This window comes from Nocardioides speluncae (assembly GCF_003121585.1).
In the GTDB taxonomy this organism is placed as follows: Bacteria; Actinomycetota; Actinomycetes; order Propionibacteriales; family Nocardioidaceae; genus Nocardioides; species Nocardioides speluncae.
The window spans coordinates 32,207-54,732 of record NZ_QEOO01000050.1; the positions used below are offsets into that span (position 1 = coordinate 32,207).

Below are 22,526 nucleotides of genomic sequence, written 5' to 3' on the forward strand. Positions count from 1 at the left end.
CGGCCGGACGCCGATGTCGAGGTACGGATCGCACCCGGCACCTACTCGAAGGCCGCCGGGACGTACTGGAGCACGCTCGTCCCCAACCACAAGATCACCTTCCTGCCGACCACCGACACCGGCGGTACGGCGGCCCCGCCGAGCTGCCCGTCTTCGTCGGCCCGACCAGCGGGACGACCTGGGCCAAGGAGCACGGCGTCTATTGGTTCTTCGCGGCGCCGAAGGCAGCTACCGGCCCCGGCGAGGGTCTGCATTTCCGCCACCTCAAGATCCAGAATTACTCCAACGGGCTCGCTCTCCAGGGCGGCACCACGGTCGCCAGCGGAATGCGGCGCGCCGACAGCACGCCGTTCAACAACAACTCGCTCTACGGCATGACGTTCTATCGGCTCGGCGACCGCTACAACTGGAACGGCGCGGCGCCGTCACAGACCGTGGCCGGGAGCACCGCACTCCGGGGCAACTACGCGGTGGCCTTGAGCAACTCCAGCGCCAACTCGTTCCGCAACAACACCTTCAAGCTGCTCGAGTCTGTCGACGACCCGGCCCAGAAGGGCAACGAGCTCGACCTGATTCACGCCTTCTACATCAAGGACTGGTCGCAGAAGAACCTGATCCGCGACAACGACTTCACGGTTGTCAGCGGCTCGCCGATCAAGGCCCGCAACGACGCCCACTCGAACACCGTCACCGGCAACACCTTCTACCACGCCGGCGCCCCGACCGACGGCGTCTACTACGACCGGATCGAGAAGTTCAGGTGCGCCAGCGCCAGCGCCGGCGTGCCCCGCGGCTGCACCAGCACCCAGCCATCCGGTGGCTACGAGTGCCCCAGCCACGGCAACGCGCTGACCGAGAACCGGGTCTCGGCAGTCATGCGCGACGGCACGCGCCGCTGGACCGGCTATCGCGGCCAGGTCGTGCCGCTGTTCAAGCGCAGCCCGTACAGCACGAGCGCGATCGGTGGCACCGGCTGCTCCAACGTGGTGGGCGGCTCCGCCCAGCCATGGCTCACCACCGGTGACAACGAACCTGACTTCTGACGGGTGGGCGGGACCGTAGGCTCCCACCATGACTGCGTCGTTCGAGCTCACCGAGGACCAGACCACGCTGCGCGACTGGGTGCACACCTTCGCCGCCGACGTGATCCGGCCGGCCGCCGCCGAGTGGGACGAGCGGGAGGAGTTCCCGTGGCCGATCGTGGAGGAGGCCGCCAAGATCGGGCTCTACTCGCTCGACTTCTTCGCCACCCAGGCCTTCGACCCGACCGGCCTCGGCATCCCGCTCACGCTGGAGGAGCTGTTCTGGGGCGACGCCGGGATCGGCCTGTCCATCGTCGGCACCACGCTCGCGGCAGCAGCGGTCCGCGGCAACGGCACCGACGAGCAGCTGATGGAGTGGGTGCCGCAGATGTTCGGTACGCCGGGCGACGTCAAGGTCGCGGCGTTCTGCTCCTCCGAGCCCGACGCCGGCTCGGACGTCGGCGCGATGCGCACCAAGGCGACGTACGACGAGGCGACCGACGAGTGGGTGCTCAACGGCACCAAGACCTGGGCCACCAACGGCGGCATCGCCGACGTCCACGTCGTCACCGCGGTCGTCGAGCCCGAGCTGAGGTCGCGCGGCCAGGCCAGCTTCGTGGTCCCGCCCGGCACGAAGGGGCTGAGCCAGGGCCAGAAGTTCGCCAAGCATGGCATCCGCGCCTCGCACACCGCCGAGGTCGTCCTCGACAACTGCCGGATCCCCGGCCGCTGCCTGCTCGGTGGCAAGGAGAAGCTCGACGAGCGGCTGGCCCGGGCCCGCGAGGGCACCCGCACCGGCCGCAGCCAGCCGTCGATGGCGACCTTCGAGCGCACCCGGCCCGGCGTCGGCGCCCAGGCGGTTGGCGTGGCCCGAGCGGCGTACGAGTACGCGCTGGACTACGCCAAGCAGCGCGAGCAGTTCGGCCGGCCGATCATCGACAACCAGGCGGTCGCGTTCACGCTCGCCGACATGGCCACCTCGATCGACGCGGCCCGGCTGCTGGTGTGGCGGGCGGCGTGGATGGCGGCGACCGGCAAGTCCTTCGACGCCGCGGAGGGCTCGATGTCCAAGCTCTATGCGAGCGAGGTCGCGGTCCGAGTCACCGAGCAGGCGATCCAGATCCTCGGTGGCAACGGCTACACCCGCGATTACCCCGTCGAGCGGATGGCCCGCGACGCCAAGATCTTCACGATCTTCGAGGGCACCTCGGAGATCCAGCGGCTGGTCATCGCGCGCACGGTGTCCGGCGTACAGATCCGCTAGGCCGCGCGCCTAAACCCGATCCCAGAAACTTTCTGGAGTTTTACTTTGGAAAGTTATTGGGATCGCTTCTCGGTGCTCCTCCTACCTGTGTCCCCAAACGCGACACACACCTAGGAGCCACCGATGCGCACTCCCTTCCACGCCCCCCACCTGACCCGCCCCACGCAGAGCCGGACCCGGCGCGTCACCGCGGCAGTGGCCGGGGCCGCTGCCGTCCTCACCGCCGCCAGCACGCTCGCCACCACCACACCGGCGAGCTCGGTGCCCGGCGTACCGGCGTCTGCCTTCGACCCGAACTCGACGAGCTGGTACTCCTATCGCGACCAGTCCTCGGTGAGCTTCTCCACCACCTTCAACGCGCTCAAGTCGAGCTACATCCCGACCGACATCGACATCGAGACGAACAGCGGGTACGCCGTCGGCTCGGTGTGGCAGAAGAACCCGGACGGCCGCTCCTGGAAGGAGAAGCGCAACCTCACCTCGTCGCAGTTCCACTCCGAGTGGACCTCGGCCAAGAACGCCGGGATGCGGACCGTCGAGCAGGAGACCTACCTGGTCAACGGCGAGCGCCGCTGGGCCGGCATCTGGATCAAGAACGTCGAGGGCTACAGCTGGGCCTCGCACCGCGGCCAGACCAACGCCCAGTTCGTGGCGTCGTTCAACGCGCACCGTGACGCCGGGCTGATGCCGGTCGACTACGACGAGTACCTGACCTCCAGCGGCCTGCGCTACAACTCGGTCTGGGTGAAGGCACCCGCGCGCACCTCGTGGAAGCTCTACCGCGGGCTGACCTCGACCGGCTACGGCAACAAGTTCGACGAGCTGAAGTCCAAGTACCGGGTCCTCAGCTTCGACTCGCTCAAGGTCTCCAGTGGCCAGCGGTACGCCGGCATCTGGATCCAAAACACCAACGGCCGCGGCTGGGCCGCGCGCCGCGACATGGGCCTGACGTCGTACAAGAACTACTGGTACCGCTACCGCGACCTCGGCTACCGGGTCGTCGCCTTCAACCGCTACCAGACCGCGTCCGGCACCCGCTACAGCGCGGTGTGGCGGCAGAACGACGACAACAAGGTGAAGTGGTCGCTGCGCAGCGACGTGGACGCCCTGGTGCAGCAGGAGCTCGACTCGACCGGCGTACCGGGCATCAGCGTGGCCGTCTACCAGAACGGCAAGGCCGTCTACACCCGCGGCTTCGGCAACGCCGACCTCGACGACGGCGTCTGGATGGACTCCACCCACGTCGGCTCCACCGCCTCGGTGAGCAAGGCCGTCGCCGGCACGCTGGCCTTCCGGATGCAGGAGCAGGGTCTGCTCGACATCGACGACGACACCCGTGACCACGTCCCGGCGATGCCGTCCAAGCACTCGCACTCGATCGGTGACCTGCTCGCCAACCGCGGCTGCGTGCGGCACTACGTCAGCGGGCAGGACGGCTTCGCCAACGAGGACTACGCCACCGCCCTGGACGCCGCCGAGGAGTTCTGGGACGACGACCTGGTCTGCAGCCAGGCCAACGTCGGGGTCGCGTACAACTACAGCACCCACGGCTACACGCTGGCCGCCGCCGCCATGGAGGCAGCGGGCAACGACGACCAGAAGGACCTGGTCCGCAAGAAGCTGACCACGCCCTTCAAGCTCGGCACGCTCGGCCCGCAGAACTTCTCGGCGTCGGTGCACCGGATGTCGATCTACACCTCGGGCAACGACGAGGTCGACACCCCGAACAACGACTGGAAGGTCTACGGCGGCGGCATCGACTCCTCGGCGGCCGACCTGGCCGGCTTCGGGTCGAAGCTGATCGGCGGCCAGATCCTGTCCGCCGCGTCGCGGACCGAGATGTGGACCCCGCCGAACGGCGCGAGCAACTACGCCCACGGCTGGAGCACCGGCACCGAGGACGGCACCCAGGTGGTCGCCAAGAACGGCTCCTGGACCGGCAACCTCGCCTACCTGCGGCTCTACCCGGCGAAGGGCATCTCGGTCGCGGTGATGATGAATGACCGGTCCGGCGATCAGTCGGCGACCGGCCTCGGCCAGGACATCGGGGCACTGGTCCTCGACAGCCTCGGCTAAGCAAGACCAACGGGGGTTGGGTCAGGCGGGGAACTCACCGAGTTCCCCGCCCAGACCCGCACCAACAGGAATAGGTTGAGGGTCATGCGTGACAGCGACATCGTCGCCCTGCTCGTCGCCGACGACCAGGGGACGGTACGACGTGGACTGGAGGCGGCGTACTCGGCGTACGCCGACCGGATCCACGACTACGCCCACGGGATGCTGCGCGCCGCCGACCCGGCGGCCGCGGCTGACGTCACGCACGACACCTTCCTGATCGCGCAGGCGAAGGCTCCCGGGCTGCGCGACCCCGAGCGGCTCCGGCCTTGGCTGTACGCGATCGCCCGCAACGAGTGTCTGCGGGTGCTCCGCCAGACCAAGCGCCGGGACCCGTTGGAGTACGACGACGGATCGACCCACCCCGCTCTCGCGGCGGCCGAAGCAGAAGGGAGCCCCGACATGTCCAGCGATCTCGACCGCGCCGACCTGCGGACGCTCGTCACTGCCGCGGCCGCCGGGCTCAGCCCCAAGGACCGCGAGGTGTTCGACCTCGGCCTGCGGCACGACCTGCGGGCCCCCGAGGTGGCGGCCGCGCTCGGGGTGACCGACAACGCGGCGCACGCGATGCTCTCGCGCGTCCGCGGCCAGTTCGAGCGGGCGCTCGGCGCGCTGAGCGTCGCCCGGCACGGCCGCCAGTCCTGCGGCGAGCTGGACCAGCTGCTGACCGGCTGGGACGGCGAGTTCGACGCGCTCTGGCGCAAGCGGATCGCCCGGCACGTCGACTCCTGCGCCACCTGCTCCGCTGTCCAGAAGCGCGAGGTCTCCCCCGCCGCGCTGCTGTCCGTGCTGCCGCTGGTCGCCGCGCCGGTCCTGGTGCGGGACCGGCTGTTCAGCGACGACCTGGACCTGGTCTCGGCCTCCCGGCCGCTGGCCCAGCGAGCCGGACCGTTCGACCGGGACGGCGGCTTCCCCGGCGCGATGGGCTCCCGCCGGCGCCGCGGCGCGCTGGTGCTGCTCGGCGTACTCCTGCTGATCGGGTCGGTCGGCACCATCAGCTGGCTGGCGCTGGCCCGGACACCGGACCAGGAGGTGGTGTCGCGGCAGGCGCTGCCCGACCAGACCAGCACCGAGCCGTCGTACGAGGTGCTCACCAACCACACCCTGTCCCCGACCGACTCCGCCCTCGTCTCGCCGACCGCCTCCGAGTCGCCGACCACCACGCCCACCGACGGCGAGACGCCGTCCATGCCGGACGACCCGACTCCGGGTACGCCGACCTCGGCCGATCCGACCCCGGACCGGCCCACCCCGACCAGGGAGCCAACCCGGAACCCGACCACCGCGCCGCCGACCAGCGACCCACCGACGACGCCGCCGGACGATCCGGTCGGGACGCTCAGGCTGGACCGGACGAGCGTGGCGATCGCTCCCGGAAGCAACGGTCGGGTCCAGCTCACCGCCGTCGGCGGGCCAGTGGAGAAATGGACGGCTACTTCGAGCAGCAACTACGTCACGGTCAGCCCGGCCTCCGGCTCGCTGGCAGAGGACGAGACCGTTCTGGTCGTGCTGTCGGTCAGCGGGCGCACGCCGCGGACGGAGTACCCGATGACGATCACGTTCAACCCCGGCGGGCTCACGCTGACCATCACCCTGCCCCAGTGAGTTCTAGGCCAGGCACCGGGCCCGGCCGGCACAGCAGGCCGCCCAGGTCTCCGGGCGGCCGTCGTACAGCAGCACGGTGGTGACCCGCTCGCGCTGCAGCCGCAGCCGCAGCGCCAGTTGCTCGGAGACCACGGCGCCGGGTGGCTGCCGGGACAGGTCCGGGATGGTCAGGCCCAGGTCGTCGACCGCGATGCCGGCGAGCTGGACGCCGTCCAGCGCGATCTCGCCACCCGACTCGAAGCCGTGGGCCTCGATGCAGGACAGCCGGCCGGTCTCACCCGGCCCGCCGCCCAGCAGCCGGACCGCGATCGACCCGACCTCGGCGACGAAGTCCCACTCCGGGTAGAACACCAGGCCGCTCAGCCAGCTCTCATGGGCGTCCGGCAGGCTTCGCCGGCCATCCATCTCGCCGCCGAAGCAGGTCCGCTGCGCGGTGAGGTGGGCCGCCGATGCGCGCAGGACTTCCAGCGCCTTCTCCGGGCCGGCGCCGAACTCCAGCGTCAGCCCGCCTGGAAGCATCGCGCCGATCCCGGGCAGCAGCTTGACGGACATGGCTCGCAATCGTGCCTGACCCGACTGCCAGACGGAAGCCGCAGAGCCCCAGGGTTTCCCAGAACGCCCCGCGGATCAGCCCGGCAGCCGGCCTCAGGCAGTCAGTACGCCGCGTGCAGACGCCAGTTGAGCGACCGCGCGATCCGGCCGTGGTTGGTGATCACCGGCTCGGCCGGCCGCAGGAACGGCTTCAGGCCGTAGAAGTGGGCCAGGTTCGAGTCGGTGTCGATCATGGTGAGGGTCGCGTGGTTCCAGTCGGGCTTGCCGTCGACCATGCAGATGCTCGGCGAGATCGCCTCGTAGCGCTTGAAGCCCGTCGCCTGGAGCGTGAGCACCTTGGTCCTCGCTGGGTTCTGCACGGGCACCCGGATCTGCTGGACCGCGCCCTGCTTGGTGGTGCCGACCAGCACGTTGTAGGCGACTCCGTCGAACCTCGCCTGCTTGTAGTAGGCCAGGGTCTTGAGGTTGCCGAGGCCGCGCTTGACGAGCGTCCGGTTGCCCAGGAAGAGCTGCCCCTTCGAGTTCCGGAAGAACTCCCAACGCAGGAGAGTGCCGGCCGGGTCGACGGTGTAGTAGTTGGCACCCGATGCCGGCACGATCAGGCGCTGCCGGAAGTTGCGGTTGAGCAGGACCTTGGTCTGCACGAGCTTGTACTTCTTGGTCTGCCTGTTGACGCTGAAGACGAGGTGACGGGCTCGGAAGTCACCGTTGACCGTGAGCACGCCCACCTGGTTGTCGCGAGGCGCGAACGCGTGCGCCGACGACTTCACCTTGAACCGCATCGAGGTCGTCGACAGGTAGTCCTTCTGAGGCACCGTCGTCTTGCGCACGACGCGGCGGACGAACCGCTGACTTTGGGTGAAGGCATAGACGGCGGTCTCGCAGACGGGTGCCGACGAGGCAGCCCGGGCGGTGACGGTCGGGTCGTCGGCCAGCACCGGCTGCGCGGCGACGGGCGCCGCGAGCAGGGTCAGACCGGTGGCCGCGGAGGCGGCTGCGGTGAGCAGGGTACGACGAAGATTCAAGGTAATCCCCCGTGTTCGGTGAGTGCCCACGCACTCGGACGGCCCGACGCTAACCCGAGCCACCGACAATCGTCCGGCAAACGGGAATACGCGCCTCACGGGCCAAAGTTCCGACCCACATGACGACACTGTTCGAGCCGCTGACCGTCGGTGCCCTCGACGTCCCGAACAGGGTGTTCATGGCGCCCTTGACGCGGATGCGGGCGACCCAGCCGGGCGACGTACCCAACGAGCTGATGCTGACCTACTACGTCCAGCGGGTCAGCGCCGGACTGGTGATCGCGGAGGGCTCCCAGGTCTCGCCGGAGGCCAAGGGGTACGGCGACACCCCGGGCATCTACAGCGACGAGCAGGTCGCGGGCTGGCGGCGGATCACCGACGCCGTACACGACGCCGGCGGCCGGATCGCGCTGCAGCTGTGGCACGTCGGCCGGGTCTCCCACGAGTCGCTCCACGAGGGCGGCGCGCTGCCGGTCTCGGCCAGCGCGCTGCCGTTCGGCGGCCGGACCTCGGTGATCGGCGAGGACGGGCAAGTCGTCCGGGTGCCGTGTCCGACGCCGCGCGCTCTGGAGACCGCGGAGATCCCACGGCTGCTCGAGGACTACCGGCGCGCCACCCGCAACGCCCGCGAGGCCGGCTTCGACCTGGTCGAGATCCACGGCGCGCACGGCTACCTGCTTCAGCAGTTCATGTCGGCCGAGAGCAACCACCGCACCGATGAGTACGGCGGGTCCCTGGCCAACCGGGCCCGACTGCCGCTGGAGGTGCTGGACGCGGTCGTCGGCGAGTGGTCCCCGGACAGGGTCGGCATCCGGATCTCGCCGCTCGGCATCTTCAACGGCATCGACGACGTCGCCGGGCAGGAGATGGGCCTCCATCTCGCCGAGCAGTTCGACCAGCGCGGCATCGCCTTCCTGCACCTGTCCGAGCCGGACTGGGCGGGCGGACCGCAGCACACCGACGAGTTCCGCAAGGCCCTGCGCGCGGCGTACTCCGGCGTGATCGTGGGCGCCGGCAGCTACGACCTCGCCAAGGCGGAGCGGCTGCTGGAGGCCGGCTTCATCGACGCCGCCGCGTTCGGCCGGCCGTTCCTGGCCAACCCCGACCTGCCCTACCGGCTGGCGAGCGGCGCACAGCTCAACCCGCCGGACAAGGCGACGTTCTACGGCGGCGGAGCCGAGGGCTACACCGACTACCCCGCGCTCGTTTCCTCGCCCGTCGACTGAGCCGGTTCCTCGGCGGCGATCACAGCCCGGATGCTTTCCATCTCAGTCGGCAGACGGACAGCGAGACCTCGCCACAGAATCTCGTAGTCGACCTGTTCGTACTTGTGCGCCACGATGTTTCGGGTCGCCTTCATGGCGCGCCAGGGGACCTCCGGATGGTCGGCCAGGAACTCGTCGGGCAGCCGCGACACTGCCTCGCCAATCTTGTGGAGGATTGCCTCCGCGGCCAGCCGCAGCGTCTCGTCCTCGTCGTATTCCTCTTTGCCCCGCGCGACCAACCGCTCCGCCATGGCGGCGAACGTGACCAGGTCGCGCAAGATGCGCGTCGTACGCTCATCGAGGGTCACAGGGCGACTGCCTGGTCTCTGATCGGATTGGGACCAGGCGCCAGGCCACCCTCCGACACCACATCCACGTCGAGTCCGGTGAGCTCCTCGAGGGAGGCGACCAGGTCAGCCAGGTCGAAGACATCGGCGTCTGCGGTGAATCGAACGAGCAGGTCGATATCGCTACCCGACACGTCCTCACCGCGGGCCACCGAGCCGAAGACCCGGACGTCGGTCGCTTGGTGCTCATGAGCAAGAGCGAGGATGGCATCCCGGTGCTCGGCCAGCACGCGTGACGGTCGGGGCTTCGCTGCGGCCCGCAACCTCACGAGCATGGCTGGCGATGGGTTGCGCCGTCCGGACTCCATGGCCGCAATGCTCGGCTGCGAGGTTCCGATCCGGCGGGCAAGCTCCGCCTGAGACAGGCCGGCGGCCAGACGGATGGAGCGTACGTCGTTCATGCCATTGACTATACCGTCTGGTATGTCGAGAGTCGGTGGTGCGCGACGGCTCCACTCAGTCCATCGCGAGGTACTGGTCGGCCCAGGCGCTGATTATCCGGGCGGCGCGCTGGGCCTGGCCGGGCTTGGTCAGCAGGTGGTCGGAGCCTTCGAGGGAGACGAAGCTGCGCGGGTGGCGGGCGGTCCGGAAGATCTCGCTGGCGTTGGCGATGCCGACGGTGTTGTCGGTCGGCGAGTGCATGACCAGCAGCGGCATCTTCAGGGTCTGGATCTTCTCGCGCAGGTCCGCGCGGCGTACGTCCTCGACGAAGTCGCGGCGCAGCGTCAGCGCCTTGCCGCCGACGACCCACTCGGCTTGACCGTCGGCGTGCACCCGGTCGAGCAGGGCGTCGTAGTTGTGCTCGACATGGCGCGGCTCGACCGGTGCGCCGATACTCACCACGGCTCGCAGGCCCTCGATCTGGCGGGCGGCGGCGAGTACGGCGGCGCCGCCGAACGAGTGGCCGACCAGCAGCTCGATCTGCCGTCCCTCGGCCGCCATGAACTTCGCCGCCTCGACGGTGTCGGCGACCTTGTGGGAGAACGACCCGCTGCCCCAGTCGCCCTCGGAGTCGCCGAGGCCGAGATTGTCGAAGCGGAGCATGCCGACGCCCTCGGCCGCGAGCTGCTTGCAGATCCGAGCCGCGGCCGGGCAGTCCTTGCCGAGCGTGAAGCCGTGGGCGAACACGCCCCAGCCGCGCACCTCCCCGACCGGTAGGTCCACCAGTCCCGCGAGCTTCTCGCCGGAGACACTGGGGAAGCTCACGCGTTCGGCCATGGGCCTATGGTGCCGCGTCCACCAGGGTGAGCGACACCGCAACCGGGTCACCGGCGTCGATCCCCTCGGCGCGGCGTACCGCCTTCTTGACCGGCAGCACGAACGAGCCGGTCTCGTTGCTCGGGAAGACCGAGGTCCGCCACGTCGTACTGCCCACGGTCACCTCCACCCGCACCGAGCCGAACCCGCGCGGCGGACCGGCGTCGAAGCGGACGTCCTCACTGAGGTCGGGCGGCAGGGTCACGAAGAACCAGCCGCCCTGCGCGTCCCACTCCCACAGCTCGGCGGTGAACTCGAAAGTCTCCACGCTGTGCATCATGCCGCGCGGCACCGACACTCGCCTGACCGTCGAGCACCAGCGCGTTGTAGCGCCGGCAGTCACGCTCGAACGCGTCCTTGCCGGTGTGGAACTCCCAGGAGTCTGCTTCCAGGACTATCCGGCGGCCGCGGTCGACCAGGTCTGGGTGAACGATCCGGTCGTCGGTGTGGACCGGGGCCTGGGGGACGACGTCGAGGCCGGCCTCCAGCGCCAGTGCGCGGAGCACCGACTCGAAGGGGTTCGCGGCGAGCCGGCTGGCCATGGCGGCCACCCGGCGGGCGGCGGCAGCCCCTTGCCGCGGATCTGGTCGGCCTCCGCGACGAGCCTCTCCGGCGAGACGTCGCGATGCCGGAGCGCTGAGTCGGCGACGGCGAGCGCCGGGCCGAAGGGCAGCCGCCGGGCGCAGTCGAGCACGGTGCGGACCGGCGAGGTGAGGTCGCCGGACTCACCGTCGAGGTTGGCCCAGAACAGGTGACAACCGTGGCGGTCGGGAACCACGCGGCTGCGCGGCACGGTGACCCAGGGCAGAGCCGGTGGGAACGCGACCTCCCAGCCGTGCAGCTGTGCGGCGCTGAGATGCGAGACGACGCCGCCGATCCGTCGGGCCTTGACCAGCGCGCGGTCCGCTTCGGTGAGCATGTAGTGGCCACGCCGCAGCCGCCGCACCTGGCCGGACTTCAGCGCCGTACGGAGTCGCTTGCGGCTGGTCAGGCGGCGCAGGTCGGCGTGCGAGGCTACGCCGCCGAGCCGCTCGAGTGCCGCCACCGGATCCATGGGGCGAGCCTGCACCGTCGGGCGAGTCAGCGCACCTCGTCATCCACAGGGGCCACAACCGAGGGCAAACAGCGGCCGATCGGCCAGATCTGGTGCTCCGGCGCTCTGTTTGCCCTTCGGTGTGGCCCTTGCCGTCAGAAGGCGGCGCGGAGCTGCCAGTGTGCGTTCGGCCCGACCTGGCCGACGTCGACCAGGCGCTTCCCCGACGGAGCGGTCAGCGCCTGGGACAGCTTGTAGGTGCGCGCCCGGTCCCCGTCGCGGTCGACCAAGGTGATCGCCGCCTGGTTGTAGGTCCAGTTGCAGTTGCCGACCGTGGCGGTGTCGTACCTCCCGTACCCGGTCTTCCGCAGCCACACCAGGCGGACCTGGCCGACCGGCTCGTCGGTCCGGTCGGTGTTGCGGTCGACCACCCTGATCTGGACGAGCCCACCGGACCGCGTCGTACCGAACAGAACCGCCGTGTGAAACCCGCCCAGTACGAAGGTGCCGTAGTGGGTCAGGGTCTTCAGGCCGCCCAGACCGCGGCGGACCGCCTTGCCCGAGCCGAGGTAGCGCTGGCCGCGGTCGTTGCGCAGGAGGTGCCACCGCCGCAGGACGCCCTTCGCGTCGACGGCGAAGTAGTTCGAAGTACTGCCGGTCAGCAGCCGGTGCCGGAAGTCGCGGTTGGCCAGCGGCCGAGCCGTCCACCTGCCGTCGTCGAAGTTGTTCCGGTACCGGACCGTGATCAGCCGCGGCGTCCGATCGGCGTTCTGGCTCAGGATCTCGACGAAGGAGCCGTTGATGTCGCTGGCCGACTCGCCGTATCCCATGCTGGTCACCGCGAAAGGCAGTCTCCTCGGGACAGCATGGTTGCCGACCACCCGGTCGTCCTCCAGGGAGCGGGACATGATCCGGTTGCCGGTACTGACCCCGAAGAGACTGGTGCTGCAGTCCGCGGCGGCCGGGCCCTTGGTCGGCGACGAGGCCTTGGGGTCGCGATGATCGGGTACGGCGCCGGCCGGCGCGGCCACCAGCGCCAGCCCGGCAGCCAAGGTCACGGACGCGGCCACCAGGCGGTAGCGAGCTGACTGAGATCGACCAAGCATTCTGTCTCCTCGGGAGGGTGGGCGGTTGCTCCGCCTCGTCGATGAAGGACGCGATGAGCGCCCCGATCGGTTTACCCGTGAGCGCTTCAGGAGTTAGAGAAGACCGCCGGGTCGTCGCCGTTTCCGTTGGACCGGCCGGCCCAGGTCCAGGCGTACGCCGGGTCCTCGGCCGCGATGCCGCCCTCGCCCAGGTCGAGCGGCTGGAAGGTGTCGACCATCACCGCGGACTCGTCGAAGTACTCGGCGCCGAGCGAGGCCTCGATCGCCGCCGGCTGCGGGCCGTGGGCGTAGCCGCCCGGGTGCAGCGAGATCGAGCCGACGTTGATGCCGCTGCCCTTGCGCGCCTCGTAGTCGCCGCCGACGTAGAACATCACCTCGTCGGAGTCGACGTTGGAGTGGTAGTACGGCACCGGGATCGCCAGCTCGTGGTAGTCAACCTTGCGCGGCAGGAAGTTGCAGACCACGAAGTTGTGGCCCTCGAAGACCTGGTGCACCGGCGGCGGCTGGTGGATCTTGCCGGTGATCGGCATGTAGTCCTCGATGTTGAACGTGTACGGGTAGAGGCAGCCGTCCCAGCCGACCACGTCGAACGGGTGCGTCGCGTAGGTCATCCTGCTTCCGCCGATGCCGCCCGGCTGGCTAGTGACCCGGTGCTTGACGAGGACATCAATATCTTCACCGTCGGCGAGCAGCGGCTCGCCCGGTCCGTGCAGGTCGCGCTCACAGTACGGCGCGTGCTCCAGGAACTGCCCGTAGCGCGACAGGTACCGCTTCGGCGGCGCGATGTGGGAGTTGGCCTCGATCGGGTAGAGCCTCGACGGCTCGGCCGGGAGCCAGCGGTGCGTGGTCGCGCGCGGGATCAGCACGTAGTCGCCGGCGCGGTAGCTCAGCGCGCCGAAGACCGTCTCGACGGTGCCGGTGCCGGACTCGACGTACACGCACTCGTCGCCGATCGCGTTGCGGTAGTACGGCGAGGCCTCGGTGCCGGTCACGACGTACGAAATCCGGACGTCGTTATTGCCGAGCACCAGCCGCCGACCCTCGACAGCATCGGCACCGGCGGAAAAGAGCGTGTGCAGCTTGAGGTGGCGCGCCTTGAGCGGATGGTTGGGGGTGCGCTCCTGCGACGGCAGCTCCCACACCTCGGAGCCGACGATCGCCGACGGCACGCCCCGGTGGTAGAGCAGCGAGGAGTCCGACGAGAAGCCCTCCTCGCCCATCAGCTCCTCGCGGTACAGCTTGCCGTCGGGGTCGCGGAACTGGGTGTGCCGCTTGGGCGGGACCTCGCCGACCTGCCGATAGTGCGCCATGTATCCAGCCTCCCAGAGTTCACCTGATCGATTATCGGACGATTAAGTCCGGTATTTGCGTCACGGCTAGGCTAGCGCCCGTGTCCACCCCTGTCGCCCCTCCCGCCCGGATTCCGTCTCTCTGGTCCGGCTTCATCGACGACGCCGCGATCTTCCCGCCCGGCAACAGCCCGCTTCCGGACGCCATCGCCGCCCACCTCGGCTACCGCGCGAGCTGGTACGCCGATCTGGTCGGGCCGCTGGTCGTCAAGGACACCGACCTGCCGTCGGTGACTCCGTCGGGCACACAGTCGGTGGCCGTCTCCGTGGTCCTCACCGGCGGCGCGGGGGCCATCGCCGGGGCGGCCAAGCTGGCCGGCAAGGCGCCGCGGACGCTGGCCGCACTCGAGGTCGCGCTGCGCGATCCCGACGACCTGGTCGGCGGTGTCCGGCGGGTCGCGGTCGCGGTGGATGCCGCGCGGTCCGAGGGCGTGCTCGACTTCGACACCCCGATCTATGTCGAGCTCCCGAACACCGGCTACTTCGGCCACTGGGGCGACCCCATCGACGTCCTCGTCGAGCACGACTTCCGCCTCAAGTTGCGCACCGGGGGCCTCGAGGCGGATCTCTTCCCGGAGCCCGCGGTCCTCGCCGACTGGCTCGACCTCGCGCAGGCCCACGCGATCCCGTTCAAGTGCACCGCCGGCCTGCACCGCGCCGTCCGGCACACCGGCGACGACGGTTTCGACCATCACGGGTTCCTCAACATCCTGGTCGCGACCGCCCAGTACCTGGCCGGCGCATCGGTCCCGGACGCCCGGGCCACGCTCGAACAGCGCGACTCTCGGCGACTGCTGGACGACGCGGCTTCCGTCGACCTGACCGGAGCGCGGCGCTGGTTCACGTCGTACGGGTCCTGCAGCATTGCCGAGCCCCTGGATGATCTGATGGCCTTAGGTCTTGTGACGGGTGCCACTGAGGGAGACGACAGATGACGACGCCGACAAGTTGGGTCGAAGGGGCGGCGGGCTCGCCGTACGACGTCGACAACCTGCCGTACGGCGTGTTCACCCGCGCCGACGAGGACCCGCGGGTGGGGGTGCGGATCGGCGATTTCGTGCTGGACGCGACGCCGGTGTCGGCTGCCGACATGCTCGACCTGCACCACGTGTTCGAGGAGCGGTCGCTCAACCCGCTGATGGCCGAGGGGCCGCTCGCCTGGCGCTCGCTGCGGCAGTGGCTGACCGGGCTGCTGACCGACGAGACCGAGCGCGACCTGGTCGAGCCGCACCTGATCCCGCTCGACGAGGTCGAGCTGCTGCCGCCGGTCGAGGTCGCCGACTACGTCGACTTCTACGCCTCGCTCGACCACGCCTCCAACGTCGGCAAGATGTTCCGGCCCGACCAGGAGCCGCTGCTGCCGAACTGGCGGCACCTCCCGGTCGGCTACCACGGCCGGGCCGGCACCGTCGTCCCCTCCGGTACGCCGATCGTCCGGCCGTCCGGCCAGCGGAAGGCACCCGATGCCACCGCGCCGACCTTCGGGCCGAGCGCCCGGCTGGACATCGAGGCCGAGCTGGGCTTCGTGGTCGGCGCCCCCTCGGCGCTCGGTACGCCGGTCGGGGCCGCGTCCTTCGCCGACCACGTGTTCGGCGTCGTCGGGCTCAACGACTGGTCGGCACGCGACATCCAGGCGTGGGAATACGTGCCGCTCGGCCCGTTCCTCGGCAAGTCCTTCGCGACCTCGATCTCGCGGTGGGTGACCCCGCTCGCCGCGCTCGACGCGGCCTGGGTCGACCTGCCCGGCCAGGACCCGGCCCCGCTGCCCTACCTCGCCGTCGACGGCCCGGCCGGGCTGGACATCAGCGTCGAGGTTGAGCTCAACGGCGAGGTCGTCTCGCGGCCGCCGTACTCCTCGATGTACTGGTCGCCCGCCCAGATGCTGGCCCACATGACGGTCAACGGCGCCTCGCTCCGCACTGGCGACCTGTTCGCCTCCGGCACCATCTCCGGCCCGGACAAGGAGCAGCGCGGCTCGCTGCTCGAGCTGAGCTGGGGCGGCAAGGAGCCGTTCGCGGTCGGCGACGACACCCGGACCTTCCTCGAGGACGGCGACCGGGTGGTACTGCGCTACACCGCGCCCGGCACCCTCGGCGGCCGGATCGCGCTCGGCGAGGTCGCCGGCGAGGTCGTGAGCTAGTGGGTATGCCCACTAGACCTCGACCCGCCGCCGGCCGACGTACGCGTCCCGCTTCCCGCGGATGGCCAGCCCCCAGAAGCCGGCCATGATCAGCGAGAACAGGCTGTAGAGCGCCGAGGGGATCGCGACCCGGTCGTTGTCGATCACCTGGCTGGCGATCAGCAGCGCCAGCGCCGACTGGTGTACGCCGAGCTCCATCGAGCAGGACACCGCGCGCCGCCGGTCCACCCCGAGCAGCAGCGGCAGGAAGAATCCGAGCGCGAAGCTGAGGGCGGCGTACACCAGCACGATCAGCCCGGCGTCCTCGATGTACCCGACGATGTTGTTGCGCTGGTCGACGACGCCGGCGACCACCAGCAGCGCCACCGCGACCAGGGTGGCCGACCGGAACGGCCGCTGGCGGTGCTTGGCCCACGCCGACTCGCGGGCCCGGACCAGCATCCCGAGAGCCACCGGCACCAGCACGACCAGCAGCACCTTCAGCACCTCGACGACGGGAACGGTGATGTCGGCCCCCACGCCGTAGTAGTTGACCGCCAGCTCCATCACCAGCGGCCAGGTGAAGATCGCGACCAGCGTATTGACGATGGTCACCGCGACGTTGAGCGCGACATCGCCACGGAACAGGTGGCTGAAGACGCTGGCCATGATCCCGCCCGGGCTGGCGGCGACCAGCATCATGCCGACCGCCAGCAGCGGGTCGAGCCGGAACAGCTCGATCAGGCCGAAGCAGAGACCCGGGAGGATGCCGATCTGCAGGATCAGCGTCACCAGCGCTGCCTGCGGCCGGCGCCACACGTCGCGGAAGTCGCCGAGTGTGAGGTCCAGACCGAGCCCGAACATCATCACCGCCAGCGTCAGCGGTATCCCGACCGTGAGGATGACGGTGTCCATGCTGGGGACCCTATGTGGCGCCCACGACCCGTACTACCGCTTCCAGGGAGCTGCCCGCACCCGTGGATGACCCGTCAGCGGTTGAAGATCTGCACCCGGAAGTGCCAGTCCTCCACGTAGAAGGTGGTGCCGTCGGTGCCGGCGAGCTGGACGTAGACCTGCCAGCTCCCGGCCCCGATCACACCCGAGCGGTCCATCGAGTGGCCCTCCCAGTTGTCGGTGCTGTTGCCAGCGTCCATCGCGTACCCCGCGCCGGACTTCGGGTTGAGCTCGGCCGGAGTGGTGGCGCCACTCTTCCGAACGACGATCCGCGCCGAGCACCAGCTCAGCGACGGGCCGCTGCACTGGGTCTCGCCGCCGAAGGTAGCGGTGAGCAGCCGGGACTTGCCGGCCGGCACCAAGACCGAGACTCCGGACCCTGGGACCGTCGTCCAGGTCGGTCCCGTGACCGAGGCGCCGGTCTTGCTGGTGGCGATCTTGACGCCCGCGACCGTGGTTCCGGAGAAGGTCACGTGGGTGGGGTTGTGGTCGGCGAGTGCCGCGTGCGCGGCGTACCCACCGACGACGAGTACGCCGGCGGTGATGACGGCGAGCAGGGCCGTCACGGGCCTGCTGATCGAGATGGTCATGCGTCGAACGCTAGGCAGCCCGGTCAGGCCGGGTGTCCGGAATGCGACAATCCTGGGGACGCCGTACCGACGGCGGCACGGTGCCTCGCCAGGAGCAGCAGCGCAGCGAGCGCGACCCACAGGTAGGCGTTGCCGGCGAGCTGTTCCAGCGGGTTCCAGGCCAGCTCGCGGTCGTCCTTGCTGGGCGGCCAGAGGATGCAGCAGGACGCGAAGACGGCCGCGACCAGGCCGCCGGCGACCCAGCGCCGCGACCACCCGGACCTCGCCAGCACGACCAGCGCCGGCACCACCCAGACCCAGTGGTGGCTCCACGAGATCGGCGAGGCCAGCAGCATCGCGAGGCCGACGAGGACGACGGCGAGCGGGCGGTCGTCGCGCAGCCAGGCGCGCCGCGCCAGCAGGAGTACGCCGAGCGCGAGCGGCCCGGCCACCAGCAGCCAGACCGGCTTCGACGGCTCCTCGCCGAGCAGCCGGGTCAGCAGGGCGAGGACCGACTGGTTGCGTGCGAAGGGCACGCCGCCGACCCGTCCCGGGTCCAGCACGGCGTGCGTCCAGAACTCGACCGCGTCCCTCGGCAGCACCACGAAGCCGACGGCGACCGTGCCCGCGAGCGCGCCGACCGCCCGTCCGGCCATGTCGCGGCGGCCGACCAGCAGCAGGAAGAAGATGAAGATCAGTGGGGTCAGCTTGATCCCGGCGGCGACGCCGATCAGCACCCCGCCCCAGCGCCGGTCCGCGCCCCGGAGCAGGTCGGCGGAGACGAGGAGCAGCAGGAACAGGTTGACCTGCCCGAGCGTGAGCGTCGACCACACCGGCTCCAGCGCCAGCGCGGCAACCGCGACGCCGACCGGCAGCCAGCGCCCGGGCACGCCGTACAGCCGGCACACCAGCACCAGCGCCGCGAACGACGCCGCCGACCACACCGCGACCAGCACCGGCCACGGCAGCACCGTGAGCGGCACGAACAGCAGCGCGGCGAACGGCGGGTAGGTGAACGGCAGCACCGTGGCCGGGTCGGCGCCCTCGTAGAGCGGCAGCCCGTTGAGCAGCGTCTGCCCGCCGAAGCGGTAGACCGAGAGGTCCTTGAAGTGCTCCTCGACCCACTTCTCGAGCATCAGGGCGCGGCGATCAGACCGGCAGCCAGTCGGCGTCCGCGATCCGCTCGATCCGGTTGCGCGCCGAGCGGGTCAGCAGCAGGGCCCCGAAGACCACGGCCGCCAGCATGCTGGTCAGCAGGATCGCGAGATAGGCGCCGTGCAGCGACGAGTCGAGCGGCGCGACCAGGCCGATGATCACCGAGACCGCGATCACCGTGGTGGTGCCGACCCGGGACAGCCGCAGCGGCGCCACGAACGGCACCAGCCACAGGAAGTACCACAGGTGTACGACCGGGCTCATCAGCAGCGTGGTGCCGACGACGGTGGCCACCGCCTGCAGCGAGGCCTCCTTGTCGCCGGTGCGCCAGCGCAGCGCGATGTACGCCGCCGCCAGGACCGAGGCCACCTGCGCGACCTTGCGGACCACGTCGAGGAAGGTCGCCGGCGCCAGTCCGGTGTTCAGCCCCTCTGCGGTCCAGTCCAGGGCGCCGCCGATCAGCGTCGGAACGGAGAGCGGGGTGTTGACCGTGCCGGGCACCGACAGCGCGTCCGCCCAGCCGATGCCCAGCCCCCACAGCACGCCCAGGCCCACCAGGAACCCGACGGCGACCACGCCGACCAGCGCCAGCCGGCGTACCCGCTCCAGCATCGTGGCCGCGAGCGGCAGCGTCACCAGCGCGACCCCGATGCAGACCAGGCCGCCGGGCAGCTTGACCGCGGCCGCGGCGCCGCCGAGGACCGCACCCCAGAACCAGCTGCGCTCCACGGCGACCACGAGCGCGCTGGCCATCAGGCCGACCATCAGCAGGTCGTTGTGCAGGCCGCCGACGCCGTTGGCCAGCATCAGCGGCGAGGCGATCACGATCGCGGTGGCGAGGGCGGGGTTCATGCCGGTCCACTGCGCGAGCCGCGGCACCGCCCAGGCCAGCAGCGCCAGCCCGACCAGCGCGATCAGCCGGTGGATGACGACCAGCAGCCACGGGTTGCCGGTGCCCTGCGCGGCGAGGTCGCCGAGGATCAGCGGCAGCGGACCGTACGGCGTCGGCGTGAACAGCCAGCGCGGGTCCACCGCCTCGATGATCGGCCCGCCCTGGAGAACCCCCGGACCATGCGTGTACGGCGAGACGTCGAGGCGGGTGAGCATCCCCTGCGCGGCGTAGCTCCAGCCGTCCCGCGAGAACAGCGGCGGCGCCAGCAGCAGCGGCGCGGACCAGACCAGGGTGGCGTGCCGGACCAGGCTGAGCGCCTCGTCGGGCTCGACATTGTTCTTCTCGTGGGAGACGTAGCGGCACAGGGCCAGCCACGCGGCGCCGAGCATGCCGAGCCCGAGCATCACGAAGGCCAGCCCGAGCATCCGGCCGGCGCCGTGGCCGCGCAGCTCCTGCAGGATGTGGAACTGCATGAGCGCAGCAGACTCGGGGAGCGTGGAAACCACGAGTCCCCCGAGCAGGACCAGCACACTGCCGATCAGGCCACGACTCAGCACTCAGGCAGGCTAGGCCGCTACCTCAACGCCTCCGGGGCGTGCGTGTGAACTCCAGCTGACCAGCACGCGTCAGGACGTTGGCGGCTCGGCTGCCAGCAGATCGCCCAGGTCGGACAAGGCGGCCTCGGCGCCGGCGAGGGTGCCCGCGAGCTGCTTGCCCCACAGGAAGTAGCGGTGCAGCGGGTAGTCGACGTCGACCCCGATGCCTCCGTGCAGGTGCTGGGTCCGGTGCACGATGTCCAGCCCGGCCTGGTCGCACCACCACCGCGCCACCTGGACCGCGCGCGGCTCGAGCTCGGCCAGCGCCTGCCACAGCGTCACCCGCATCGCGTCCGCCTCGATCGAGCAGTCGGCGAGCTGGTGCTGCACCGACTGGAACGTCCCGAGCGGCCGCCCGAACTGCTCCCGCCCGCTCACGTAGCTCGCCGTGAGCGCGATCGCGCCGTCGGCCACCCCGACCTGGACCGCCGCCAGCGCCACCGCCGCCCACAGCAGCGTCCGCTCCAACGCATCGGCACCGCCCAGCAGCTCCGCCGGCGTGGCGTCGAAGGTCAGGGTTGCCGCGTGGTCCTTCGTGGTGGTCTCGACGACGCTTGCCAGGGCTCGCTGCTCGACCACCCACAATCCTGGGCCGTCGGGGCCGGTCGCGGAGACGACGACACCGTCGGCATCGGCGTACGACGGCACGACTGGCTTCTCGCCGGTCAGCAGCCAGCGGTCGCCGTCGCGAACCGCCCGGCAGGTGGGCGAGGACGGCACAGCCGGCGCCCACTCCTCCAGCGCCAGCGCGATCCGCGTCGTACCGTCGGCGCAGCCGGACAGCCAGCGGCCCTGCTGCTCACCGGTGCCGTACGCCGCGACCGCGAGCGCGGCCACCCCGGCCGACCACAGCGGCACCGGCGCCACGGTCCGGCCCTGCTCCTCCAGCACCATCGCGAACGCGTCCAGCTCGAGGCCGGCGCCGCCGTACTCCTCGGGCAGGGCGAGGCCCAGCAGCCCGGCCTTGCCGAGCTCGGCCCACAGCTCCTCGTCGACCCGCGACGCGCTTGTCTCGACCTCGCGCAGCCGCTCGGCGGTCACCCGGTCGGTGAAGATCTGGCGGGCAAGCTGCTGCACCGCGCGGACCTCCTCGGAAGGTGTGAAGTCCATCAGCGGGCGCTCCTCGGCAGGCCAAGTCCGGCGGTGGCGACCATGTCGCGCAGGATGTCGTTGACGCCGCCGCCGAAGGTGTTCACGATCCCCTGCCGCGACAGCTGCTCGACCTGGCCGGCCAGCACCGCCCCCGGCGACTCCGGCCGGACCCGCCCCGCCGCACCCAGCACCTGGGTGAGCGCGCGCTGGACGTCGATATGGGTCTCGGTGCCGTAGGTCTTCGCGGCCGCGGCCATGTCGCCGCTGAGCGTCCCGTTCGCGACCTCGGTGGTCATCCGCCAGTTCAGCAGCCGCATCGCCTCGAGCTTGGCGTGGCTGCGGGCGAGCTCGCGGCGTACCCACGGCTGCTCGATGGTGCCGTTGTCGCTCGCCCAGGCCATGACCTGCTCCCACAGCTGGATCATCCGGCCGCCGAGCGCGGCCAGCCCGATCCGCTCGTGGTTGAGCTGGGCGGTGATCAGCCGCCAGCCGGCGTCTACCTCGCCGACGATGCTGTCGGCCGGCACCCGGACGCCGCTGTAGTACGTCGACGTGACGACCATCCCGCCCACCGTCGGGATCGGGCTCCACGAGAAGCCCGCCGCGTCGGTAGGCACGACCAGGATCGAGATGCCCTTGTGCTTGGGTACGGCGGTGTTGGTGCGGGCCGCGAGCCAGACGTAGTCGGCGGTGTTGGCACCGGAGGTGAAGATCTTCTGGCCGTCGACCACGAACTCGTCGCCATCGCGGACCGCGCGGGTCCGCAGCGATGCCAGGTCGGTGCCGGCCTCCGGCTCGGTGTAGCCGATCGCGAACACGATCTCGCCGCTGAGGATGCCGGGCAGGTAGCGCTGCTTCTGCGCCTCGGTGCCGTGCTCCATCAGGGTCGGCCCGACGGTGTTGACGGTGACGAACGGGAACGGCAGCCCGGCCCGCTGCACCTCGTCGAAGAAGACGTACTGCTCCTCGATCGAGCGCCCCTGCCCGCCGTACTCGGTCGGCCAGCCGATGCCCAGCCAGCCGTCGCGGCCGAGCATCCGCACCACCTCGCGGAACCGCTCGCCGCCGACGCCGCCCTCACCGACCCGGCGCCGCTCCTCGGGCGGCAGCAGGCCGGCGAAGTACGCGCGCAGCTCCGCCCGCAGCGCCAGCTGCTCAGGCGTCTCCCGCAGGTCCACACGCGCTCCTCTCGGCCGGTCTCAACATGGC

The 22,526-nt window shown here is 70.5% G+C and carries 22 protein-coding genes; 7 read left to right on the plus strand and 15 right to left on the minus strand.

Annotation, left to right across the window (positions count from 1 at the left end; translation table 11 throughout):
• Positions 1-326: 326 nt before the first annotated feature.
• The 4 genes from DDV73_RS26045 to DDV73_RS26060 all read left to right on the plus strand — a co-directional run bounded on the left by DDV73_RS26045 (position 327) and on the right by DDV73_RS26060 (position 6,006).
• The gene (locus tag DDV73_RS26045; protein WP_338066411.1) at positions 327-1,043 is read left to right on the plus strand and encodes a hypothetical protein; all 717 of its coding nucleotides are present in this window, start codon (positions 327-329) and stop codon (positions 1,041-1,043) included.
• 28 nt (positions 1,044-1,071) lie between these two features.
• Positions 1,072-2,286 carry an acyl-CoA dehydrogenase family protein gene (locus DDV73_RS26050; protein WP_109510196.1) on the plus strand — a complete coding sequence of 405 codons (1,215 nt, stop codon included), beginning with the start codon at positions 1,072-1,074 and terminating at the stop codon, positions 2,284-2,286.
• Between the two features lie 123 nt (positions 2,287-2,409).
• Positions 2,410-4,362 (plus strand): serine hydrolase, encoded by a 1,953-nt coding sequence (locus DDV73_RS26055; protein WP_109510197.1) that lies wholly within the window; start codon positions 2,410-2,412, stop codon positions 4,360-4,362.
• A gap of 84 nt (positions 4,363-4,446) precedes the next feature.
• On the plus strand, positions 4,447-6,006 hold the full coding sequence (locus DDV73_RS26060; protein ID WP_109510198.1) for a sigma-70 family RNA polymerase sigma factor: 1,560 nt from the start codon (positions 4,447-4,449) through the stop codon (positions 6,004-6,006).
• Between the two features lie 3 nt (positions 6,007-6,009).
• Here DDV73_RS26060 and DDV73_RS26065 read toward each other — a convergent pair whose 3' ends face one another.
• Entirely contained in the window at positions 6,010-6,558 is a 549-nt protein-coding gene (locus DDV73_RS26065) for a hypothetical protein (RefSeq protein WP_109510199.1), read from the minus strand.
• A gap of 101 nt (positions 6,559-6,659) precedes the next feature.
• Complete coding sequence (locus DDV73_RS26070; RefSeq protein WP_109510200.1) at positions 6,660-7,583, minus strand: hypothetical protein; 924 nt, start codon at positions 7,581-7,583, stop codon at positions 6,660-6,662.
• A gap of 119 nt (positions 7,584-7,702) precedes the next feature.
• Here DDV73_RS26070 and nemA point away from each other — a divergent pair, with 119 nt between their 5' ends.
• A complete protein-coding gene (gene nemA, locus DDV73_RS26075) occupies positions 7,703-8,809 on the plus strand; it encodes an N-ethylmaleimide reductase (protein ID WP_109510201.1) in 1,107 nt (368 codons plus the stop codon).
• Here nemA and DDV73_RS26080 read toward each other — a convergent pair.
• From DDV73_RS26080 to DDV73_RS26110, 7 genes are all read right to left on the minus strand, one after another.
• A complete protein-coding gene (locus tag DDV73_RS26080; protein ID WP_109510202.1) occupies positions 8,776-9,156 on the minus strand; it encodes a HepT-like ribonuclease domain-containing protein in 381 nt (126 codons plus the stop codon). The genes nemA and DDV73_RS26080 overlap by 34 nt on opposite strands.
• On the minus strand, positions 9,153-9,596 hold the full coding sequence (locus DDV73_RS26085) for a helix-turn-helix domain-containing protein (protein WP_109510203.1): 444 nt from the start codon (positions 9,594-9,596) through the stop codon (positions 9,153-9,155). The genes DDV73_RS26080 and DDV73_RS26085 overlap by 4 nt, the downstream gene beginning before the upstream one ends.
• 55 nt (positions 9,597-9,651) lie before the next feature.
• The gene (locus tag DDV73_RS26090; RefSeq protein WP_109510204.1) at positions 9,652-10,413 is read right to left on the minus strand and encodes an alpha/beta hydrolase family protein; all 762 of its coding nucleotides are present in this window, start codon (positions 10,411-10,413) and stop codon (positions 9,652-9,654) included.
• A 4-nt stretch (positions 10,414-10,417) separates the two neighbouring features.
• Entirely contained in the window at positions 10,418-10,729 is a 312-nt protein-coding gene (locus DDV73_RS26095; protein ID WP_240617501.1) for a DUF1905 domain-containing protein, read from the minus strand.
• 117 nt (positions 10,730-10,846) lie between these two features.
• On the minus strand, positions 10,847-11,506 hold the full coding sequence (locus DDV73_RS26100; protein WP_109510205.1) for a type IV toxin-antitoxin system AbiEi family antitoxin domain-containing protein: 660 nt from the start codon (positions 11,504-11,506) through the stop codon (positions 10,847-10,849).
• A 134-nt stretch (positions 11,507-11,640) separates the two neighbouring features.
• Complete coding sequence (locus DDV73_RS26105) at positions 11,641-12,591, minus strand: hypothetical protein (protein ID WP_154402919.1); 951 nt, start codon at positions 12,589-12,591, stop codon at positions 11,641-11,643.
• A gap of 86 nt (positions 12,592-12,677) precedes the next feature.
• A complete protein-coding gene (locus tag DDV73_RS26110) occupies positions 12,678-13,901 on the minus strand; it encodes a homogentisate 1,2-dioxygenase (RefSeq protein WP_109510207.1) in 1,224 nt (407 codons plus the stop codon).
• A gap of 80 nt (positions 13,902-13,981) precedes the next feature.
• On the opposite strand from DDV73_RS26110, the gene DDV73_RS26115 reads away from it, so the two are divergent.
• A complete protein-coding gene (locus DDV73_RS26115; RefSeq protein WP_109510208.1) occupies positions 13,982-14,875 on the plus strand; it encodes a hypothetical protein in 894 nt (297 codons plus the stop codon).
• The gene (gene fahA, locus DDV73_RS26120) at positions 14,872-16,080 is read left to right on the plus strand and encodes a fumarylacetoacetase (protein WP_109510209.1); all 1,209 of its coding nucleotides are present in this window, start codon (positions 14,872-14,874) and stop codon (positions 16,078-16,080) included. Before DDV73_RS26115 ends, fahA begins: the two co-directional genes overlap by 4 nt.
• A gap of 12 nt (positions 16,081-16,092) precedes the next feature.
• On the opposite strand, the gene DDV73_RS26125 is transcribed toward fahA, so the two are convergent.
• The 6 genes from DDV73_RS26125 to DDV73_RS26150 all read right to left on the minus strand — a co-directional run bounded on the left by DDV73_RS26125 (position 16,093) and on the right by DDV73_RS26150 (position 22,495).
• Positions 16,093-16,974 (minus strand): bile acid:sodium symporter family protein, encoded by an 882-nt coding sequence (locus tag DDV73_RS26125; protein ID WP_109510210.1) that lies wholly within the window; start codon positions 16,972-16,974, stop codon positions 16,093-16,095.
• 74 nt (positions 16,975-17,048) lie between these two features.
• Complete coding sequence (locus DDV73_RS26130; RefSeq protein WP_109510211.1) at positions 17,049-17,603, minus strand: hypothetical protein; 555 nt, start codon at positions 17,601-17,603, stop codon at positions 17,049-17,051.
• A 23-nt stretch (positions 17,604-17,626) separates the two neighbouring features.
• The gene (locus DDV73_RS26135) at positions 17,627-18,718 is read right to left on the minus strand and encodes a glycosyltransferase 87 family protein (protein WP_109510212.1); all 1,092 of its coding nucleotides are present in this window, start codon (positions 18,716-18,718) and stop codon (positions 17,627-17,629) included.
• 13 nt (positions 18,719-18,731) lie between these two features.
• Positions 18,732-20,186, minus strand: a complete 1,455-nt coding sequence (gene mptB, locus DDV73_RS26140) for a polyprenol phosphomannose-dependent alpha 1,6 mannosyltransferase MptB (RefSeq protein ID WP_240617490.1) — start codon at positions 20,184-20,186, stop codon at positions 18,732-18,734.
• Between the two features lie 69 nt (positions 20,187-20,255).
• On the minus strand, positions 20,256-21,335 hold the full coding sequence (locus DDV73_RS26145; protein WP_109510213.1) for an acyl-CoA dehydrogenase family protein: 1,080 nt from the start codon (positions 21,333-21,335) through the stop codon (positions 20,256-20,258).
• Entirely contained in the window at positions 21,335-22,495 is a 1,161-nt protein-coding gene (locus DDV73_RS26150) for an acyl-CoA dehydrogenase family protein (RefSeq protein WP_109510214.1), read from the minus strand. The genes DDV73_RS26145 and DDV73_RS26150 overlap by 1 nt, the downstream gene beginning before the upstream one ends.
• Between the last annotated feature and the right edge of the window lie 31 nt (positions 22,496-22,526).

Excerpts from the sequence above, each read along its gene's own strand:
- fahA (WP_109510209.1), top strand. The coding sequence starts at position 14,872 with ATGACGACGCCGACAAGTTGGGTCGAAGGGGCGGCGGGCTCGCCGTAC.
- DDV73_RS26110 (WP_109510207.1), bottom strand. The coding sequence starts at position 13,901 with ATGGCGCACTATCGGCAGGTCGGCGAGGTCCCGCCCAAGCGGCACACC.
- DDV73_RS26135 (WP_109510212.1), bottom strand. The coding sequence starts at position 18,718 with ATGCTCGAGAAGTGGGTCGAGGAGCACTTCAAGGACCTCTCGGTCTAC.
- DDV73_RS26055 (WP_109510197.1), top strand. The coding sequence starts at position 2,410 with ATGCGCACTCCCTTCCACGCCCCCCACCTGACCCGCCCCACGCAGAGC.
- DDV73_RS26100 (WP_109510205.1), bottom strand. The coding sequence starts at position 11,506 with ATGGATCCGGTGGCGGCACTCGAGCGGCTCGGCGGCGTAGCCTCGCAC.
- DDV73_RS26065 (WP_109510199.1), bottom strand. The coding sequence starts at position 6,558 with ATGTCCGTCAAGCTGCTGCCCGGGATCGGCGCGATGCTTCCAGGCGGG.
- DDV73_RS26130 (WP_109510211.1), bottom strand. The coding sequence starts at position 17,603 with ATGACCATCTCGATCAGCAGGCCCGTGACGGCCCTGCTCGCCGTCATC.
- DDV73_RS26050 (WP_109510196.1), top strand. The coding sequence starts at position 1,072 with ATGACTGCGTCGTTCGAGCTCACCGAGGACCAGACCACGCTGCGCGAC.
- DDV73_RS26125 (WP_109510210.1), bottom strand. The coding sequence starts at position 16,974 with ATGGACACCGTCATCCTCACGGTCGGGATACCGCTGACGCTGGCGGTG.
- nemA (WP_109510201.1), top strand. The coding sequence starts at position 7,703 with ATGACGACACTGTTCGAGCCGCTGACCGTCGGTGCCCTCGACGTCCCG.
- DDV73_RS26105 (WP_154402919.1), bottom strand. The coding sequence starts at position 12,591 with ATGCTTGGTCGATCTCAGTCAGCTCGCTACCGCCTGGTGGCCGCGTCC.
- DDV73_RS26045 (WP_338066411.1), top strand. The coding sequence starts at position 327 with ATGCGGCGCGCCGACAGCACGCCGTTCAACAACAACTCGCTCTACGGC.
- DDV73_RS26095 (WP_240617501.1), bottom strand. The coding sequence starts at position 10,729 with ATGCACAGCGTGGAGACTTTCGAGTTCACCGCCGAGCTGTGGGAGTGG.
- DDV73_RS26060 (WP_109510198.1), top strand. The coding sequence starts at position 4,447 with ATGCGTGACAGCGACATCGTCGCCCTGCTCGTCGCCGACGACCAGGGG.
- DDV73_RS26085 (WP_109510203.1), bottom strand. The coding sequence starts at position 9,596 with ATGAACGACGTACGCTCCATCCGTCTGGCCGCCGGCCTGTCTCAGGCG.
- DDV73_RS26145 (WP_109510213.1), bottom strand. The coding sequence starts at position 21,335 with ATGGACTTCACACCTTCCGAGGAGGTCCGCGCGGTGCAGCAGCTTGCC.
- DDV73_RS26090 (WP_109510204.1), bottom strand. The coding sequence starts at position 10,413 with ATGGCCGAACGCGTGAGCTTCCCCAGTGTCTCCGGCGAGAAGCTCGCG.